We start from the raw sequence: 17,271 nt of genomic DNA on the forward strand, positions 1-17,271 counted from the left end.
GTATGCGCAATACGCCAGCTAGAATCTGAAAACAGTTTCTCTTAGCACGGCATCATGAAACACGAATCCAGCGTTATGCATGACGAGCCGCCGGGCCCGCGCGGGGAGGGCCAGCCGGGCAACCTGGCGGATGCGGCCACCGTGCCCAACGGCAATACGCGCTATATCAACCGCGAACTCAGCCAGCTGGCGTTCTTTGAGCGGGTCCTGCAGCAGGCGGCCGATCCTGCCATGCCGCTGCTCGAGCGCCTGCGTGCGCTGTGCACCTTCAGCAGCAACCTGGACGAGTTCTATGAGATCCGCGTGGCGGGGTTGAAGGAACAGTGCGTGCTGTCGTCGCCGGTGGTCGGGCCGGACGGGCTGACGCCGCAGGCGGTTTATGCCGCGGTCAACCAGCGGGTGCGTGAACTGGTGGGTCAACAGTACCGGCTGTTCAATGACGTGCTGATTCCCGCCATGGCCCAGGAGCAGATTTGCTTCCTGCGGCGGCCATCGTGGAACGCCGCGCAGCAAGACTGGATTCGCGAGTTCTTCTTTGCCGAGCTGATGCCGGTCCTGACGCCGATCAGGCTGGACCCGGCGCATCCATTCCCGCGGGTGCTGAACAAGAGCCTGAACTTCGCCGTGGAGCTGGAGGGCAAGGACGCGTTCGGCCGCAGCTCCGGCAATGCCATCGTGCAGGCGCCCAGGGCGTTGCCGCGCGTGATCGCACTGCCAGCGGAGATTGCCGGATGCGAACACGGCTTCGTGTTCCTGTCTTCGATCCTGCATGCCCACGTCGGCGAGCTGTTCAGCGGCATGACGGTTCGCGGCTGCTACCAGTTCCGGGTCACGCGCAACAGCGAGCTGTTTGTCGACGAGGAAGAGGTCAAGAACCTGCGCGAGGCGCTGCAGGGCGAACTGCCGCACCGGCACCTTGGCGATGCGGTGCGGCTCGAGGTGGCCGACAACTGCCCGCGCGCCATGACCGCGTTCCTGCAGGAACAGTTTGGCCTCGCGCCCGCCGAGGTGTTCGCGGTCAATGGCCCGGTCAACCTGGTCCGCCTGATGCAGGTGCCGGACCAGGTCGACCGGCCGGACCTGAAATACCCGCCGATCCGGCCGGGCTTGCCGAAGGCGCTGCGGGACCAGCCCGATGTCTTCCGCGCCATGCGCGATGGCGACATCCTGCTGCACCATCCGTTCCAGTCGTTTGCGCCGGTGGTCGATTTCGTCAGGCAGGCGGCGCAGGATCCGGACGTGGTGGCGATCAGCCAGACGGTGTATCGGGCCGGGCACGACTCGGCGCTGCTGTCGTCGCTGATCGAGGCGGCGCGCAACGGCAAGGAGGTCACCGCCGTGGTGGAGCTGATGGCGCGCTTCGACGAAGAGGCCAACATCGGCTGGGCGGGCCAACTCGAGGACGCGGGCGCCCATGTGGTCTATGGCGTGGTCGGCTTCAAGGCGCACGCCAAGATCCTGATGGTGGTGCGGCGCGAGGACGGACGGCTCAGGCGCTATGTGCATCTCGGCACCGGCAACTATCATCACGAGACCTCGCGCAGCTATACGGATTTCGGCTTGCTGACTTGCGATGAAGCGCTGACCCAGGAGGTGGCCCAGGTCTTCAGCCAGCTGACCGGCCGCGGCCAGACGCAAAGCATGACCCATGTCTGGCAATCGCCGTTTACGCTGAAGCAGCAGCTGCTGGCAGCGATCCGCGGCGAAGCCGAGCATGCCAGGGCCGGGCGCCAGGGGCGCATCATCGCCAAGATGAATGCGCTGCTGGAGCCCGAGCTGATCCAGGCGCTGTACGACGCGTCAGGCCAGGGGGTGCGCATCGACCTGATCGTGCGGGGCGCGTGCGCACTGCGTCCGGGTGTCGCCGGACTGTCCGAGCACATCACGGTGAAATCGGTGATGGGCCGGTTCCTCGAGCACTCGCGCATCTTCTTCTTCCACGACGGCGGCGCCGACAAGGTCATGCTGTCGAGCGGGGATTGGATGGAGCGCAGCCTGTCGCGTCGCATCGAAATATGTTTTCCCGTGCTCGATCCCCGCTTGAAGGAGCGGGTCCTCTCCGAGGGCCTGGAGCCGTATCTGTCCGACCGGCGCGAAGCGTGGATGATGACGCCTGAAGGCAACTATGTGCGCCAGCCTGAGCAGGACGGCGAGGCGGCGCAGCGCAGGCTGCTGGCTGCGCTGACCTGAGTGCGCCATGCCACGTATCGCCCCCAGCCCCCTGCAAAAGGAACGACCATGACCCTGACCCCAGCCATCGGTCAAGGCCGCCTCAAGGCACGCCAGGCCAGGACCGCTGCCGCGTACACGACGTCGATGCTCGGCGGCGGCCTGGTGTTCGACCATCGCCACTGGGCCTGCGGCGAGGCGGAGTTTCGCTGGAAGGCGCCGCGCCACCTGATCGTGCTGACCGAGCGCGGCTCCACCGGCCGCACTTGCGTCTACAGCGAAGGGCGCCTGATGCACGACGGGCGCGACCGGCCAGGCACGCTCAGTTTCGTGCCTGCCCACGCGGAACGCAGCGGGCATTTCCACGACGCCGACCTGGTCTACACGGCGCTGTGGCTCGATCCGGCGCTCGCGCTGCCGGGTTGCGACCGGCTGGCGCAATTGCCGATGCGCATCAACGGCACCGCCGACGCGGTGGTGCAGGCACTGCTGACCTCGCTCAGCGCGGACTTGGCCGCCGGACGCGTGCCCGAACCGGTCTACCTCGAGCACCTGGTGTCGCTGGTGGCGCTGCGCATCGCAGGCACGGTCCCGGCGCCGCCCGCGCGCCGCGCGCAAGGGCTGGGCCAGCGGCTGCTGGCGCGCCTGACCGACTATATCGATGCGCGGCTGGACGCGTCGCTGTCGCTGAGTGACCTGGCCGGCGTCGCGGGCATGCCGGTGGACACCTTCGCGCGGCGCTTCAAGACGGAGACCGGCATGGCCCCGTATGCCTACGTCATCGACCGGCGCGTGCGGCGCGCGCAAGCCCTGCTGCGCGGCAGCGCGCTGCCGATCAGCGCCGTGGCGCTGGAACTGGGCTTTTCGAGCCAGAGCCATTTCACCTCCACCTTCCAGCGCCTGACCGGCACGACGCCGCGCAGCTATCGGCAGCACTTGTGCCGGGATCCTGATAGTTCCGCCTGATATGTGAAAGAAACGCCCAGTTGGCCCCGACATACTGCCGGTGCCGGCTGTGGCGGCTTCCACTGGGGAAGTCGGTCGCGCCGCGCGGCAGGGCCACGTCCTGCCGTCCTCACCAGGAGCAGACCATGGATCAGGCGGACCTTCCGCAAAACCCCGGTCGCCGCGCCGTGCTGCGCGCCAGTGCGGCGAGCGGCATGCTGTTCGCAGTCGGCCCCGCGCCGGCGCAGGGCGCAGCGGGCCCATCGTCAGTCTCGAATGCAGCGCCCGCCGCCGTGCCGCTGCGGCCGCTGACCTTGCGCATCAACGGCGCGGAACATGCGGTGCAACTGGATGTGCGCACGACACTTCTGGACGCGCTGCGCAACCAGCCCGGCCTGACCGGCACCAAGAAGGGCTGCGACCACGGCCAGTGCGGCGCCTGCACGGTGCTGGTGAACGGCCGCCGCATCAATGCCTGCCTGACGCTGGCGGTGATGCACGACGGCGACGCCATCACCACCATCGAGGGCCTCGCCGACGGCGATGCGCTGCATCCGCTGCAATCCGCATTTATCGCGCGTGACGCGTTCCAGTGCGGCTACTGCACGCCCGGCCAGATCTGCTCGGCCGTCGGCATGCTGGCCGAGGTGCGCGCCGGCTGGCCCAGCCATGCCAGCCGCGATGTCGCCGCGCGCACGTTCGCGCTCGACGAGGCCGAGATCCGCGAGCGCATGAGCGGCAACCTGTGCCGCTGCGCGGCCTATCCGAACATCGTCGCCGCGATCCGCGATGCAGCCGACGGAGGCCAGGCATGATGAGCTTCAGCTACGAGCGCGCCGGCAACGCAGCAGAGGCGGCGCAGGCCGTCGCCAGCCGGGACGGCGCCCGCTTTATCGGCGGCGGCACCAACCTGCTCGACCTGATGAAGCTGGGCATCGAACAGCCGCGCCACCTGGTCGACATCAGCCGGCTGCCGCTCGCCGCGATCGAGGATACCGCGGACGGCGGGCTGCGCATCGGCGCGCAGGTGCCCAACAGCGACCTGGCGGCGGACCCGCGCGTGCGTGCGCGCTATCCGCTGCTGTCGCAGGCGCTGCTGGCGGGCGCATCCGGGCAGATCCGCAACAAGGCGTCGACCGCGGGCAACCTGCTCCAGCGGACACGCTGCGCCTATTTCTATGATCCGCACATGCCCTGCAACAAGCGCACGCCCGGCAGCGGCTGCGGGGCGATGCAGGGCCACAACCGCATGAACGCCATCCTGGGCGGCAGCGAAGCCTGCATCGCCGTGCATCCGTCCGACATGGCGGTGGCGATGGCGGCGCTGGACGCGCGCGTGCATACCGTGTTGCCGCAGGGCGGCGGGCGCGTCATCGCGGTGCGCGAGCTGCACCGGCTGCCGGGCGCAACGCCGCACCTCGAGACCCAGCTCGCGCATGGCGAGATGATTGCCGCGGTCTCGCTGCCGCCGCCGCCGGCGGGCCGCCAGCTTTACCGCAAGGTGCGCGACCGCGCCTCGTATGCGTTCGCGCTGGTGTCGGTGGCGCTGGTGCTCGACGTGGCCGGCGGCCAGGTACGCGGCGCCCGCATCGCGCTGGGCGGCGTGGCGCCGCGCCCGTGGCGGGCGGACGGCGCCGAGCAGGCATTGCGCGGCAGGGCGGCGGATGCCGCCAGCTGGCAGGCGGCCGCCGACGCGGCGCTGGCGGGCGCGCGCGGCCATGGCGGCAACGATTTCAAGATTCCACTGGCGCTACGCACGGTGCGGCAGGCATTGGCCGCCGCGGCGCAGCCCGTTCCGCAGCGGACCTGACACGAACCGGTGCTCCGGTGCGCGGCTGCCGACCGGCTTGCCGCCACGGGCACATGGCGACGGACACGAACCATGACGACAAAGATGCAGGGTAATGCGGGCCGGGAGCCGGGCGCTCCCGTGGGACTGCCCATCGATCGGGTCGACGGCAGGTTGAAAGTGACGGGCCGCGCCACCTATGCCTATGAACATCAAGTGCCGGGCGCGGCGCCGCCGGCCTACGGCTATATCGTGGGCGCCACCATCGCGCGCGGCCGCATCGTTGCCATCGATACCCGGCAGGCGCGGCAGGCGCCGGGGGTGATCCATGTGATGACGCATCGGAACGCGCCGGCGCAGCCGGCCTTCGGCCCCTCGGTGCCGCCCACGCCGCGCGACGTGTTCACGCGCGCGCGGCCGTACCTGGCGTCGGACCGCGTGCGCTATTACGACGAGCCAGTGGCACTGGTGGTGGCTGAGAGTTTCGAGGCGGCGCGCGCCGCCGCCGCGCTGGTGCAGGTGCGCTACCAGGCCGAGCGGGGCGAATTCGAGCTGGCGCCGCGGCTGGCGCAGGCCTACAAGCCCCCGCGCACCAACGCCGGATTCCCGCCCGACAGCGAGACTGGCGATTTTGCCAGCGCGTTTTCCCAGGCCGCGGTTGCGCTGGACCTGACCTACGCCACGCCGTACCAGAACCACCATCCGATGGAGCCGCACGCCACCATGGCGGTATGGTCGGATGCGGGCCTGACGGTCTACACCGGGTCGCAGACGCTGAGCAATTTCCAGGCGGGACTGGCCGCCACACTGCGCATCCCGCCGGAGCGGGTGCGCATCGTCAGCCCGTTTACCGGCGGCGGTTTCGGGGCCAAGCTGATCATCCATGCCGACACCGTACTGGCCGCGCTGGCGGCGCGCGAACTGCGGCGCCCGGTCAAGGTCGCGCTGACGCGCCAGCAGATGGTTGCCAACGCCGGCCATCGCGCGGCCATGTCGCATCGCGTGCGCCTGGGCGCGGACCGGGACGGGCGGCTGTCGGCGATCGGGTATGAGGTCTGGTCGGCCACCTGCCGGTTCGAGGAATATTGCGAGCAGACCGCAGTGTTTGCGCGCGCGCTGTACGCCGCGCCCCACCGCGCGACGCGGCACCGGCTGGTGCCGGTCGACCTGAACCGCGGCGAATGGATGCGTTCGCCCGGCGAGGCGCCGGGCATGCAGGCCTTCGAGTGCGCCATGGATGAGCTGGCCGAGCGCCTCGGGCTCGACCCGATCGAACTGCGCGTGCGCAACGAGCCCGAACGCGAGCCCGAGACCGGCTTGCCATATTCCACCCGCAACCTGGTGGATTGCATGCGCACCGGCGCGGCGCGCTTCGGCTGGCAGCACCGCCGCGCCGCGCCCCGAAGCGTGCGCGAAGGGCGCTGGCTGGTTGGCATGGGCATGGCCGCGGCGATACGGCCGAACTACCTCGGCGCCGCGGCGGCACAGGTGGCCATGGACAGCCGCGGACGCGTCACGGTGCGGCTCGACATGACCGACATCGGCACCGGCACCTACACCATCCTGACGCAGATCGCCGCCGAGAGCCTGGGCGTGCCGCTGAGCTGGGTGCGGGTCGAACTGGGTGACAGCCGCTTCCCGCGCACGGCCGGCTCCGGCGGATCCTGGGGCGCGGCCAGCGCCGGTTCCGCGGTGGCCGACGCCTGCGCCCAACTGAAGGCCCGCATCGTGGCCGCCGCAAGGGGACCGGCCGAGGCCGCGCCCGCGGCGGTGCGCTTCGCCGATGGCGCCGTTACCCTCGGTGCGCAGACGCAACGGCTGGATGATCTGATGGCCAGCGTCGCGCCCGGCGGGCTGCAGGCACTAGGGCAGGTGGCCGGCATGGGCGAAGCGTACAAGGCGCATTCGCACCATGCCTATGGCGCGCACTTCGCCGAAGTCGCGGTCGACGCCGATACCGGCGAGATCCGCATGCGGCGCATGCTGGCCGTGATCGGCGCCGGCCGCATCCTCAACCCAAAGACCGCGCGCTCGCAGATCCTGGGCGGCATGACCTGGGGCATCGGTTCCGCGCTGATGGAGCAGACGCTCCTGGACACGCGCTACGGCAACTTTATCAACCACGATCTTGCCGAGTACCTGGTGCCGGTCAACGGCGATGTGGCGCAGATGGAGGTGGTGTTCCTGGACCAGCCCGACCCGAATGCCAACCCGTTGGGCATCAAGGGGCTGGGCGAGCTGGGCGTGTGCGGCGCGGGAGCGGCGGTGGCCAACGCGGTCTACAACGCCACCGGAGTGCGGGTGCGGGAGTTGCCGGTGACGCTGGACAAGGTGCTGGCGGGGATGGCGGCGGCGGAGCGGCTGGCCTTGTGAAGGGCCACTACCGAGCAGTGCCGCAAGTAGTTTGCCTGGCGGCTGGCGAGCTGAAGGGATAGCCTCAGTCGATCAGCTTCCCCTGTGCATCGAAGAACGGATACGCAGGTCCATGGTCCCCGATTGCAACGGCATGGGTCACCAGTCCGTGCACGGGATGCCACCAGTGCAGCAGCATGCCTGGCGGCTCCATCCGGAAGCGCGAAGCCGCTTGCGGGTCGAGGTCCAGTGCGACCTGGTGCGCCGGGCCGGGCGCGGTCATGGCGATGGTGCCGCCGAAGCGCCGGGTGATATGCCGATGCAGATGGCCGCACAGCACGCGTTCCACCTGCGGATGGCGCCGCACCACGACCTCTAGCAGCGCGGCGTTCTCCAGGCCCTGCTGGTCCATATGGCCGATGCCGGTGTGGAAAGGCGGGTGGTGCAGCATCAGCAGGGTGGGGCGCTGCGGGGCGGCGGCGAGCGCCGCTTCCAGCCATGGCAGCGCGTCCGGGTGCACGCGCCCGCCGCTATGGCCAGGGACGGTGCAGTCGAAGGCGACCAGCGTCAAAGGCCCCGCGTCGATGCGGTAATGCACGGGCGCATCGCCATCGCCCGCGGCGAACAGATAGGCGTGATCGGCGTGATCGGCGAAGGCGCGGCGCAATGCGGCGCGGCTGTCGTGATTCCCCGGCATCAGCCGTACCGGCATCGGCAAGGATTCAAGGATCGCTCGCAGGAAACGATATTCATCGTCGCTGCCGAAGTCGACCAGGTCGCCGGTCACCACCGCAATGTCGGGGCGCTGCGGCAACGCCAGCAGCGTGTCGATGCACTCGCGCAGGGCGCCGGCGGTATCCACGCGCCGGTAGGAGAGCTTGCCGCCCGCCTTGATATGCAGGTCGGTAATGTGGGCGACCAGGTAGGGAGTGGCCTGGGGGGGGCTCTGCATCATGCCGCGCTCCCTACTGACACCGAGGGCGCAGCGGGCACCGCCAGCAGATGGCCGGTATCGATGCGCAGGCCAACGCGGTCGCCGGCTACCCAGCGGTCGCGCCGCGCGGTATCGAGCACGATGGGGGCCGGTGCGCCAACGTCGACCAGCAGCCGCGTCGCATGGCCAAGGAACAGGGCCGTGACGACACTGCCGGTCACGTGGACATCGGGCGCATTCGGCGCGTCGGCCAGCGCTACGTCCTCGGGCCGGAACATCAGCTCGACCTGCGCCACCTCGAGGTGCCGCGGCTCACGCGGCAATGCGCCACCCGGCACGCGCCATACCTGTTGGTCCGCAGCCGCCGGCAAGCGATTCATCGTGCCGATGAAGTCGGCGACGAAGGCATTGGCCGGATGCCGGTAGATGTCCTGTGGCGTGCCGCTTTGCGCGATGCGACCCTTGTCCATCACGATGATGCGGTCGCCAAGTGCCATCGCCTCGGCCTGATCGTGCGTGACATACACGGCGGTGATGCGCAGGCTGCGCAGCAGCTGGTTGATGTCGGCGCGCAGCGCATCGCGCAGCTTGGCATCGAGTGCCGTCAGCGGTTCGTCCAGCAGCAGCACGCGCGGCTGCACGGCGATGGCGCGCGCCAGCGCCACGCGCTGGCGCTGGCCACCCGACAGCTGGTCGACGCGCCGGTTGGCGAAGGCGCCCAGCTGCATCATGGCGAGCATGTCGTCGACCCGGCGCCGGCGGGTCTGCGCGTCAACCTTGCGCACGCGCAGGCCATAGCCGATATTCTCGGCCACGGTCATATTGGGGAACAGGGCATAGTTCTGGAACACCATGCCGACGCCGCGCTGCTCGATCGGCAGATGCGTGACGGCCGCGCCGCCGAACAGCACCTCTCCGCCGGTATCGGGAAATTCCAGCCCCGCGATCATCCGCAGCGTGGTGGTCTTGCCGCACCCAGACGGACCGAGCAGCACGACCGTTTCGCCGGCACCGATGTCCAGGTCCAGCGGTTCGAGCGCGCGCGTGCCGTCGGGGAACGTCTTGCCGCAGTGGCGCAGGGCGATGGTGGTGGGCTCATGCATGGCGGGGGGCCTCCGTCTGTGGCTGGGACTGCGGCGCGTTGTCCAGGCCGCCAGGTGGGTTCAGTGAAGTAGTGACGGTGCCGGCGAACGGCATGGGCGTGTCCTGCACCGGATGTCGTTGGGCCCGCGCACCCAGCGCGGACACCAGTTGCATGATCACCAGCAGCGGAATGATCATCAGGAAGAACACGATGGTGTAGGCGGAGCCGATCTCCAGGCGCATCGAGGCATAGCTGTCGGCGAGTCCGACGGGAAGCGTCTGCGTGGTGGGCGTATGGAGCATCCATGTCAGGTTGAATTCGCCGACCGACAGCGTCACCACCATCAGCGCGCCGGCGAGGATCCCTTGCCGGCAATTCGGCAGCACCACGGTGAAAAAACGCTGCATGCGTGTCGCGCCGAGGCTGGCGGCGGCGTCCTCGAGCGTGCGGATATCGATGGCGGACATGATGGCCAGCACCGAGCGCACCATGAAGGGCAGGGTGAACAGCACATGCCCGATCAGGATGAAGACCCAGCTGGTGCGCAGCCATGGCAGGCCCCCATACAACAGGATCAGGCCGAGTGCTGTCGCAAGTCCGGGGATCGCCACCGGCAACATCAGCAATTCCTCGATCAGCCGGGTCACGCGGCTGCGGCGCAGCGCCATGTAATAGGCGGCCGGCACGCCGAGCACCAGCGTGCAGGCCAGGCACGCCAGCGCGATCCATAGCGACAGGAAGATGGTGTTGCGGTACAGGCCCCACACTTCCTCGACCCACCGCGTGGTCAGGCCGCTCTGCAGCCCGACGAAGATATTGTTGGTCAGGCCAGCCAGCACCGACAGCGCCACCGGGACGGTCATGAACGCGCAAACGGCGAGCGTCAGTGCGAGTTGCGCCCAATAGGCGGAGCCGCGACGGTTGGTCTTCATGCTTGCTCCTACGCGGTGGCGGCAACCGCGTTGCCGGAAAGATGACGCGCCACCGCCAGCAGGGCCCAGGTCACGACGCCGAGCAGGATGGATAGTGCGGCGGCCATGCCGAAGTTGGCGTAGTTGGTGAACTCGTTGTAGATGGTGAGCGGCAGCACGTCGAGCTGCGTGGCAAGGGTGAAGGCGGTGCCGAACGCCCCCATGCTGGTGGCGAAGCAAATAGCGCCGCTGGAGATCAGCGCGGGCATCAGCGCCGGCAGCATCACGTCGCGCACCACGCGCCAGCGGCCGGCGCCGAGTGAGCGGGCCGCCTCCTCCAGCGAGGCGTCGAGTTTTTCGACCGCCGCCATCACGGTCAGGATCACGCGTGGAATGGAGAAGTACAGGTAGCCGACAAACAACCCGGCCATGCCATAGGCAAAGGTCCAGCGCTCGCCGGCGAGCAGGTCGCCCACCGATGCCAGCAGGCCGTTGCGGCCGCCCAGCATGATGACCATGAACCCGATCACCACGCCGGGAAAGGCCAGCGGAAAGGTCAGCATCGCCACCAGCACCGGCTTGCCCGGCACCGGATGCCGCTGCAGGAAGGTGCCCGCCACGCCGGCGATCGCCAGCGTGGCCAGCGTCACCGAGGCCGACAACAGCACCGTGGACAGCAGGCTGTGCAGGTAGCGCGGGCTGGACAGCACGGTCCAGTAGACTCCCGCGCCGTTTTCCCCCGCGACGCTGACCGCCAGCAATTTGGCCATCGGCAGGCAGAAGAACGCCAGGAAAACGATCAGTGCCGGCAGCGCGAAGACGATCAGCGTGCGGGCGGTTGGCGCAGCGGGGCGACGGCGCATGGGTTTCTCCATCGTGAGGGGGACTGACCGGGGCCGACGCGCGCCCCGGCGCGACGTCAGCGCACTTCCTTCAGGTACTGGTCGCTGAAGGCCTTTTGCACTTCGGCCATCTTGCCGTAGTCGATGGTCTTCGCGCGCGCATAGTCCGCGGCCGGCAGGAAGCGGGCTTCCACTTCCCTGGACACGGCCTTGGCCCGTACCGGGCGCAGGTAGGCATTGGCCCACAGCGACTGCCCGGCGTCGGACAGCACGAAGTCCAGCACCTTGCGGGCTTCCGCCGGGTGCGGCGCCTTGTTGACCATGCTCATGACGTAGGGCACCACCAGCGAGCCCTCCCTCGGAATGACGAAGGCAACGTTGGCGCGATCCTTGTAGCGCGCGCGATAGGCGTTGAAGTCGTAGTCCAGCAGGATCGGGATTTCACCGGAAAGCACGCGCGCATACGCCGTCTGCTTCGGCACGATGGGCTGGTTCTTCTGCAGGTCCTTGAAGAACTTGAGGGCCGGGCCGAAGTTGTCCAGCGAGCCGCCCAGGGCCTGGTTGATCGCCACCGCGCCCACATAGCCGACAAAGGCGCTGGCCGGGTCGAGATAGCCGACCATGCCCTTGTACTCGGGCTTCTGCAGGTCGGCCCATGACTGCGGCACCGGCTTGCCGCGCAACGCGTCGACATTGACCATCAGGCCCAGCGTGCCCGAATGGATGGCAAACCAGTGGCCCTGCGGATCCTTCAGGCCGTCGGGAATCTCATTCCAGTTGGCAGGCTTGTAGGGTGCCGTCACGCCTTCCTTCTGCGCCTGGATGCCGAACGTCACGCCGTAATACACCACGTCGGCCACCGGATTGGCCCTTTCCGCGACGATCTGCGCCAGCGACTGGCCCGAGTTCTTGTTGTCGTGCGGCACCGTGACGCCGGTCTTTTCCTTGATCGCGCGGATCTGCGCTGCCCAGTCCGCCCATTCCGGCGGGCAGTTGTAGCAGATTGCGGTTTGCGCGGCCGCGGCGTGGCTGAACACAACCGCGCCAACCGTGGGCAGCAGCCAGCGCAAGCGGCGCAGCCAGGACGAAGTCGATTGCATGATGCACTCCTTTTCTAGATACGGCGGTGGGGGAAAACGGCGTGGGACGAGGCCAATGTCGGCGCTGGTTCGGTTGCAGCGCCGCTAAGCCGGCGGCCCGACGGTAGCGCCTTCGCGCAGCGCGTGCGGCAGCAGCGTCGCGCGCGGCAAACGGCGGTCAGGTGCGGCCCCGGCGCTGGCCGGCTCCAGCCGAGCCAGCAGGCAGCCCAGCGCGCGGGCACCGATCTCGTTGTTGGGCTGCGCCACAGTGGACAGCGGCGGTTCCAGCAACTGGCCGAGTTCGATGCCGTCGTAGCCGAGCACGGATACATCGCCGGGCACGGACAGCCCCAGGCGCTTCAGGATGGAAATCACACCGATCGCCAGCATGTCGTTGGTACAAAACAGCGCGGTCGGCGCGGATGGCGCCGTGACCAATTGCCGGATGCGCTCGACCTCCGCCGGCGTGTGCGTGGGCGTATGGGCTGGCAGGGACAGCGGCGGCAACGGTTGCAGGCCATGCGCGCGCATGGCGTCCTGGTAACCCATGTGGCGCTGCCTGGCGCGGTCCGACGCGACGAAGGCGCCCGACACCACCGAGATGCGCCGATGCCCGGCAGCGATCAGCGTCTCGACGCCGGCGCGCGCGCTGACGCGGTTGTCCACCGATACCGAATAGCGTTTGCCGCGGCGCGCTCCCTGGTTGTACGCCAGGACGTAAGGCACGCCTTCGGCATCCAGCTGTTCCAGCACCGCGCTGCGGGCGGCATCGGCCACCGTCAGCACCATGCCGTCGACGCGGTGGCGCAGCAGATATTCGATCCGCTCGCGTTCGCGCGCCGGATCGTAGCGGCTGGTCACGAGCATCAGCGAATAGCCTTGCGCCAGCGCTGCTTCCTCGATGCCGTGCCAGCATTCGGCAAACACGGCATTCTCGAGCGTGGGCAGCATGACCCCGACGATGCGCGAGCGCTGGGCCCGCAGCTTGGCGCCCAGCAGGTTGGGGCGGAAGCCCAGCTCGCCCGCCGCCTGCAATACGCGCTCGGCGGTGTCCTGGCGGACCAGCTCCGGATTACTGAACACGCGCGAGGCGGTCGCCAGCGACACGCCCGCGGCCCTGGCGACATTGACCAGGGTCGCGCCATTGAATGACGCGGGCGGAGCGGCGAGGGAGGTGGCGTTGCGGCGCATTCGGCAGGAATCGGAATCAGTGCAGGAGTCGGTGCAGAAGAAAATGAAAACGTTTTCATTCAAGCCGCAAAAAAACGGGTGTCAAGGACAACCGTTGGTGCGGTGCGCCGCAGGACTGCAGGCGGGGCCACGCGATTGGCCTGGAAGGCCGAATAAGGGCGATTGTGCGGGGCGCAAGTGACAGCGGCATGACACTGGTGGGGAGGGACCCGCCACGGACCCTTCGCTTCAGTGGTTGCGACTGACATGATTGGGGACCGCACCGGGGGCCAAATTTAAACGTGTCCCCGTATTGCGCTGGTCCGGCAACATACGCTATAGTTCGGCCTCTCTGCTGCAGCGCTGGTACAAAAGTAGTCTGCAGCAGGCACCGACACAGGAGTGGTAGTTCAGTCGGTTAGAATACCGGCCTGTCACGCCGGGGGTCGCGGGTTCGAGTCCCGTCCACTCCGCCAGCATCAAGGAAGCGCCCGCGTCAGCGGGCGTTTTTCATTTGTGGCTCATGTTCGCCACCCAGCACAAAGGGCGCTTGCCCACCGGCTCCTGATAGAATCGCGGAGTTTGTCTTTCGTGCCCATCCACTACCCGAATCCGCATGCTTGATTTCGTACGCAACAACCGGCGCCTGATGCTCTTGCTGCTGCTGGTGCTTGTTTTCCCGTCGTTCGTGTTCTTCGGCGTGGAAAGCTATTCGCGCTTCATGGACAGCTCGCACGATGCCGCCAAGGTCGACGGCCGGGCCATCAGCGTGCAGGAGGTCGACAATGTGGTGCGCGACCAGAGCGAGCGCGCGCGCCAGATCCTGGGCGCCAACTATGACCCGCGCCAGTTCGAGGGCCCGGAGGCACGCAAGGCCGTGCTGGATCAGCTGATCCAGCAGCGCGTGATGGCCAATGCAGTGGCCAACGAGCACCTGACGGTGTCTGACGCCAAGCTGCTCGAAGAGATCAACAGCCTGCCGGCGATTGCGCAGCTGCCGCGCGGCAAGGACGGCAAGATCGACGACAAGGCCTACCTGCAGCTGCTGCAGTCACAGGGCATGACGCCCGAGCAGTTCGATGCGCGCATGCGCTTCGAGCTGGCCACGCAGCAGCTGGGCGCGTCGATTGCCGCGACCGCGTTCGTGCCGAAGTCGCTGATCGAGCGCCTGATGGCGGTGCGCGACCAGCAGCGCGAGGTGCAGGCGCTGCTGTTCAAGCCGGCCGGCTACACCGCCAAGGTGCAGCCCGACGCCGCCGCGCTGAAGGCCTACTATGACAGCCACCAGCAGGACTTCTCGGTGCCGGAGCAGGCCAAGGTCGAATACCTGGTGCTGTCGGGAGAAGCCCTGGCCGCGTCGCAGGCGGTGACGCCGGAAGAGCTGAAGTCGTACTACGAAAGCAATATTGCGCGCTTCCGTGTCGACGAGCAGCGCCGCGCCAGCCATATCCTGATCAGCGCGCCGAAGGATGCGCCGGCGGCGCAGCGCCAGGCCGCCAAGGACAAGGCGACCAAGCTGCTGGAAGAAGTGCGCAAGCAGCCGGACAGCTTCGCCGACGTCGCGCGCAAGAACTCGCAGGACCCGGGTTCGGCCGAGAAGGGCGGCGACCTCGGCTTCATGGGCCGCGGCGCGCTGGTCAAGCCGTTCGAGGACGCCATGTACGCGCTCAAGGAAGGCCAGATCAGCGACGTGGTCGAGACCGACTTCGGCTACCACATCATCAAGCTGACCGGCACCAAGCCCGCCGAAACCAGGCCGCTCGAGGCCGTGCGCACCGAGCTGGAAGCCGAGCTGCGCAAGCAGTTCGCCGACAAGAAGTTTGCCGAGCAGGCCGATGCCTTCGGCAACACCGTCTACGAGCAGGCCGACAGCCTCAAGCCCGCCGCCGACAAGTTCAAGCTGACCATCCAGACCGCCGACAACGTCACGCGCCAGCCGAATCCGGCGCTGGGCGCGCAGAGCCCGCTGAACAACGAGAAGCTGCTCAAGGCACTGTTCAGCGACGACGCGATCAAGAACAAGCGCAACACCGAAGCGGTGCAGGTCGCCCCCAACACGCTGGTGGCCGCGCGCATCGTCGCGTACCGCCCGGCGACCGTGCGCAAGTTCGAGGAAGTCGAAGCCCAAGTGCGCGAAGGCTATGTCGCTCAGCAGGCGGCGGCGCTGGCGCGCAAGGATGGCGAGGCGCGACTGGCCGCGCTGAAGCAGGCCGACAGTGCCGAGGGCTTTGGCGCGGCGCAGACGGTGTCGCGCACCAAGGCCGAGGGCATGACGCCGCAGGCCGTGGAAGCCGTGATGCGCGCCGATGCCGCCAAGCTGCCGGCGCTGGTCGGTGTCGACCTGGGCGCGCAGGGCTATGCGGTCTATCGCATCACGAAGGTCAGCCAGCCGGCGCAGGCCAACCCGGCCCAGCGCCAGGCCGAGGCGCAGCAGCTGGCGCAGCTGGCCGGCCAGACCGACCTGCAGGCCTTCTATGAAAGCCTGAAGGCCCGCTCCAAGGTCAAGCTGCTGACGCCGGCGGGCGCGACGCAGGAGCAGGGCGCCGAGTGATCCGCGCCAGGCCGGCGCCACGCCGCCACGCCAGAATCAAGAACCCCTGCCGCGCGGCAGGGGTTTTTTATAGTCACTTCGCGCCGCTGCGCTTGAGCAGTGGCTTGAGCTGCGGCCACACCGTATCGAGCAAGGCGGGCTGCGCCGCGGCGGTCGGGTGGATGCGGTCGGGCTGGAACCAGTCCTGCCGCGCGATCACCCGGTCGAGGAAGAAGGGCACCAGCCGCACCTTGTATTCGCCCGCCAGCCGGGGATAGAGCGAGACGAACTTTTCGGTGTAGTCCTGGCCATAGTTGGGCGGGATGCGCATGCCGATCAGCAATACGCTGGCGCCGGCCTGCTGTGCCGTGGTGACCAGGTTGCGCAGGTTGGCCTCGGTGGACTGCAACGGCAGGCCGCGCAGCGCATCGTTGGCGCCGAGCTCGATCACCACGATGGCGGGGCGGTGCCGCGACAGCAGCTCGGGCAGGCGGGTCTTGCCGCCGATGGTGGTCTCGCCGCTGATGCTCGCGTTGACGACGCTATAATCGAAGCGCTCTTGCCGCAGCCGGTCCTGCAGCAGCGTGACCCAGCCCGCGCCGCGCGCGATGCCGTATTCGGCCGACAGGCTGTCGCCCAATACCAGCAGCGCGGGGGCGGTGGCCGGGGCCTGTGCCTGCGTTGGTCCAGCCGCCGACATCGCCAGCGCCGTGCCCGCTGCCAGCAGCAGCCTGCGCTTTTTCCCTCGGATCCCTATATCCATGTCTTCTTCCATTCTTGCAGTCGAATCCCTTGGAAAGACCGTAGCCGACACGACCGGTTCGCTGACGATTTTGCACGACGTGACGTTTTCCGTCACGCCGGGGGAAACGCTCGCCATCGTGGGCGCGTCCGGATCCGGCAAGTCTACGCTGCTGGGGCTGCTGGCCGGGCTGGACCTGCCCAGCACCGGCACGGTGCGGCTGCAGGGCCAGGACCTGTATGCGCTGGACGAGGACCAGCGCGCCGCGGTGCGCGGCCGGCATGTCGGCTTCGTGTTCCAGTCGTTCCAGCTGGTGGGCCACCTGACCGCGCTGGAAAACGTGATGCTGCCGCTGGAGCTGCGCGGTGAAACCGCGCAGGTGCGCGAGCGCGCGGTCGACATGCTGCAGCGCGTGGGCCTGGGCGCGCGCCTGGGCCACTACCCGCGCACGCTATCGGGCGGCGAGCAGCAGCGTGTGGCGCTGGCGCGCGCCTTCGTCGCGCGCCCTGATATCCTGTTCGCCGACGAGCCGACCGGCAGCCTCGATACGGCCACCGGTGAAGCGGTGATCGCGCTGATGTTCGAGCTGAACCGCGACGCCGGTTCGACGCTGGTGCTAGTCACGCACGACCGCTCGGTGGCATCGCGCTGCGGGCGCGTGCTGACCATCGACGCCGGCCGCGTGGCCAGCGACGAATGGATCGGCGCCGAGGTCTAGATCCGG

At 68.4% G+C, this 17,271-nt stretch carries 14 protein-coding genes and 1 tRNA gene; 8 read left to right on the plus strand and 7 right to left on the minus strand.

Annotation, left to right across the window (positions count from 1 at the left end):
* The first annotated feature begins 54 nt into the window (after positions 1-54).
* The 5 genes from ppk1 (at position 55) to ACEI37_RS18335 (ending at position 7,276) form a co-directional block, all read left to right on the plus strand.
* Positions 55-2,190 carry a polyphosphate kinase 1 gene (ppk1, locus tag ACEI37_RS18315; protein WP_373380081.1) on the plus strand — a complete coding sequence of 712 codons (2,136 nt, stop codon included), beginning with the start codon at positions 55-57 and terminating at the stop codon, positions 2,188-2,190.
* A 48-nt stretch (positions 2,191-2,238) separates the two neighbouring features.
* On the plus strand, positions 2,239-3,135 hold the full coding sequence (locus tag ACEI37_RS18320; protein ID WP_373380082.1) for a helix-turn-helix domain-containing protein: 897 nt from the start codon (positions 2,239-2,241) through the stop codon (positions 3,133-3,135).
* Positions 3,136-3,260: 125 nt separating this feature from the next.
* A complete protein-coding gene (locus ACEI37_RS18325) occupies positions 3,261-3,929 on the plus strand; it encodes a 2Fe-2S iron-sulfur cluster-binding protein (RefSeq protein WP_373380083.1) in 669 nt (222 codons plus the stop codon).
* On the plus strand, positions 3,926-4,924 hold the full coding sequence (locus ACEI37_RS18330; protein ID WP_373380084.1) for a xanthine dehydrogenase family protein subunit M: 999 nt from the start codon (positions 3,926-3,928) through the stop codon (positions 4,922-4,924). The genes ACEI37_RS18325 and ACEI37_RS18330 overlap by 4 nt, the downstream gene beginning before the upstream one ends.
* Positions 4,925-4,996: 72 nt before the next feature.
* Positions 4,997-7,276 (plus strand): molybdopterin cofactor-binding domain-containing protein, encoded by a 2,280-nt coding sequence (locus ACEI37_RS18335; RefSeq protein WP_373380085.1) that lies wholly within the window; start codon positions 4,997-4,999, stop codon positions 7,274-7,276.
* A gap of 64 nt (positions 7,277-7,340) precedes the next feature.
* Here the strand turns inward: ACEI37_RS18335 and ACEI37_RS18340 are convergent, their stop codons facing one another.
* The 6 genes from ACEI37_RS18340 to ACEI37_RS18365 all read right to left on the minus strand — a co-directional run bounded on the left by ACEI37_RS18340 (position 7,341) and on the right by ACEI37_RS18365 (position 13,296).
* Positions 7,341-8,210: a phosphodiesterase gene (locus ACEI37_RS18340; protein WP_373380086.1), complete on the minus strand. Its 870-nt coding sequence runs from the start codon at positions 8,208-8,210 to the stop codon at positions 7,341-7,343.
* Positions 8,207-9,292, minus strand: a complete 1,086-nt coding sequence (locus ACEI37_RS18345; protein ID WP_373380087.1) for an ABC transporter ATP-binding protein — start codon at positions 9,290-9,292, stop codon at positions 8,207-8,209. The genes ACEI37_RS18340 and ACEI37_RS18345 overlap by 4 nt, the downstream gene beginning before the upstream one ends.
* The gene (locus ACEI37_RS18350; RefSeq protein ID WP_373380088.1) at positions 9,285-10,205 is read right to left on the minus strand and encodes an ABC transporter permease; all 921 of its coding nucleotides are present in this window, start codon (positions 10,203-10,205) and stop codon (positions 9,285-9,287) included. The genes ACEI37_RS18345 and ACEI37_RS18350 overlap by 8 nt, the downstream gene beginning before the upstream one ends.
* 8 nt (positions 10,206-10,213) lie before the next feature.
* The gene (locus ACEI37_RS18355) at positions 10,214-11,047 is read right to left on the minus strand and encodes an ABC transporter permease (RefSeq protein ID WP_373380089.1); all 834 of its coding nucleotides are present in this window, start codon (positions 11,045-11,047) and stop codon (positions 10,214-10,216) included.
* Positions 11,048-11,103: 56 nt separating this feature from the next.
* Positions 11,104-12,126, minus strand: coding sequence for an ABC transporter substrate-binding protein (locus ACEI37_RS18360; RefSeq protein ID WP_373380090.1), 1,023 nt, complete (start codon positions 12,124-12,126; stop codon positions 11,104-11,106).
* Between the two features lie 84 nt (positions 12,127-12,210).
* Complete coding sequence (locus tag ACEI37_RS18365) at positions 12,211-13,296, minus strand: LacI family DNA-binding transcriptional regulator (protein ID WP_373380091.1); 1,086 nt, start codon at positions 13,294-13,296, stop codon at positions 12,211-12,213.
* Positions 13,297-13,674: 378 nt separating this feature from the next.
* Between ACEI37_RS18365 and ACEI37_RS18370 the strand changes: the two genes are divergently transcribed.
* A tRNA-Asp gene (locus ACEI37_RS18370) sits at positions 13,675-13,751 on the plus strand.
* Positions 13,752-13,891: 140 nt separating this feature from the next.
* A complete protein-coding gene (locus ACEI37_RS18375) occupies positions 13,892-15,826 on the plus strand; it encodes a SurA N-terminal domain-containing protein (RefSeq protein WP_373380092.1) in 1,935 nt (644 codons plus the stop codon).
* A gap of 73 nt (positions 15,827-15,899) precedes the next feature.
* Here ACEI37_RS18375 and ACEI37_RS18380 read toward each other — a convergent pair whose 3' ends face one another.
* A complete protein-coding gene (locus tag ACEI37_RS18380; protein ID WP_373380093.1) occupies positions 15,900-16,568 on the minus strand; it encodes an arylesterase in 669 nt (222 codons plus the stop codon).
* Between ACEI37_RS18380 and ACEI37_RS18385 the strand changes: the two genes are divergently transcribed.
* The gene (locus ACEI37_RS18385; RefSeq protein ID WP_062799100.1) at positions 16,567-17,265 is read left to right on the plus strand and encodes an ABC transporter ATP-binding protein; all 699 of its coding nucleotides are present in this window, start codon (positions 16,567-16,569) and stop codon (positions 17,263-17,265) included. The two genes, ACEI37_RS18380 and ACEI37_RS18385, sit on opposite strands and share 2 nt — an antisense overlap.
* The last annotated feature ends 6 nt before the right edge of the window (positions 17,266-17,271 follow it).

This window comes from Cupriavidus nantongensis, from assembly GCF_041726985.1.
Lineage (GTDB): Bacteria > Pseudomonadota > Gammaproteobacteria > Burkholderiales > Burkholderiaceae > Cupriavidus > Cupriavidus nantongensis_A.

Excerpts from the sequence above, each read along its gene's own strand:
- ppk1 (WP_373380081.1), top strand. The coding sequence starts at position 55 with ATGAAACACGAATCCAGCGTTATGCATGACGAGCCGCCGGGCCCGCGC.
- ACEI37_RS18320 (WP_373380082.1), top strand. The coding sequence starts at position 2,239 with ATGACCCTGACCCCAGCCATCGGTCAAGGCCGCCTCAAGGCACGCCAG.
- ACEI37_RS18325 (WP_373380083.1), top strand. The coding sequence starts at position 3,261 with ATGGATCAGGCGGACCTTCCGCAAAACCCCGGTCGCCGCGCCGTGCTG.
- ACEI37_RS18330 (WP_373380084.1), top strand. The coding sequence starts at position 3,926 with ATGATGAGCTTCAGCTACGAGCGCGCCGGCAACGCAGCAGAGGCGGCG.
- ACEI37_RS18335 (WP_373380085.1), top strand. The coding sequence starts at position 4,997 with ATGACGACAAAGATGCAGGGTAATGCGGGCCGGGAGCCGGGCGCTCCC.
- ACEI37_RS18340 (WP_373380086.1), bottom strand. The coding sequence starts at position 8,210 with ATGATGCAGAGCCCCCCCCAGGCCACTCCCTACCTGGTCGCCCACATT.
- ACEI37_RS18345 (WP_373380087.1), bottom strand. The coding sequence starts at position 9,292 with ATGCATGAGCCCACCACCATCGCCCTGCGCCACTGCGGCAAGACGTTC.
- ACEI37_RS18350 (WP_373380088.1), bottom strand. The coding sequence starts at position 10,205 with ATGAAGACCAACCGTCGCGGCTCCGCCTATTGGGCGCAACTCGCACTG.
- ACEI37_RS18355 (WP_373380089.1), bottom strand. The coding sequence starts at position 11,047 with ATGCGCCGTCGCCCCGCTGCGCCAACCGCCCGCACGCTGATCGTCTTC.
- ACEI37_RS18360 (WP_373380090.1), bottom strand. The coding sequence starts at position 12,126 with ATGCAATCGACTTCGTCCTGGCTGCGCCGCTTGCGCTGGCTGCTGCCC.
- ACEI37_RS18365 (WP_373380091.1), bottom strand. The coding sequence starts at position 13,296 with ATGCGCCGCAACGCCACCTCCCTCGCCGCTCCGCCCGCGTCATTCAAT.
- ACEI37_RS18375 (WP_373380092.1), top strand. The coding sequence starts at position 13,892 with ATGCTTGATTTCGTACGCAACAACCGGCGCCTGATGCTCTTGCTGCTG.
- ACEI37_RS18385 (WP_062799100.1), top strand. The coding sequence starts at position 16,567 with ATGTCTTCTTCCATTCTTGCAGTCGAATCCCTTGGAAAGACCGTAGCC.
- ACEI37_RS18380 (WP_373380093.1), bottom strand. The coding sequence starts at position 16,568 with ATGGATATAGGGATCCGAGGGAAAAAGCGCAGGCTGCTGCTGGCAGCG.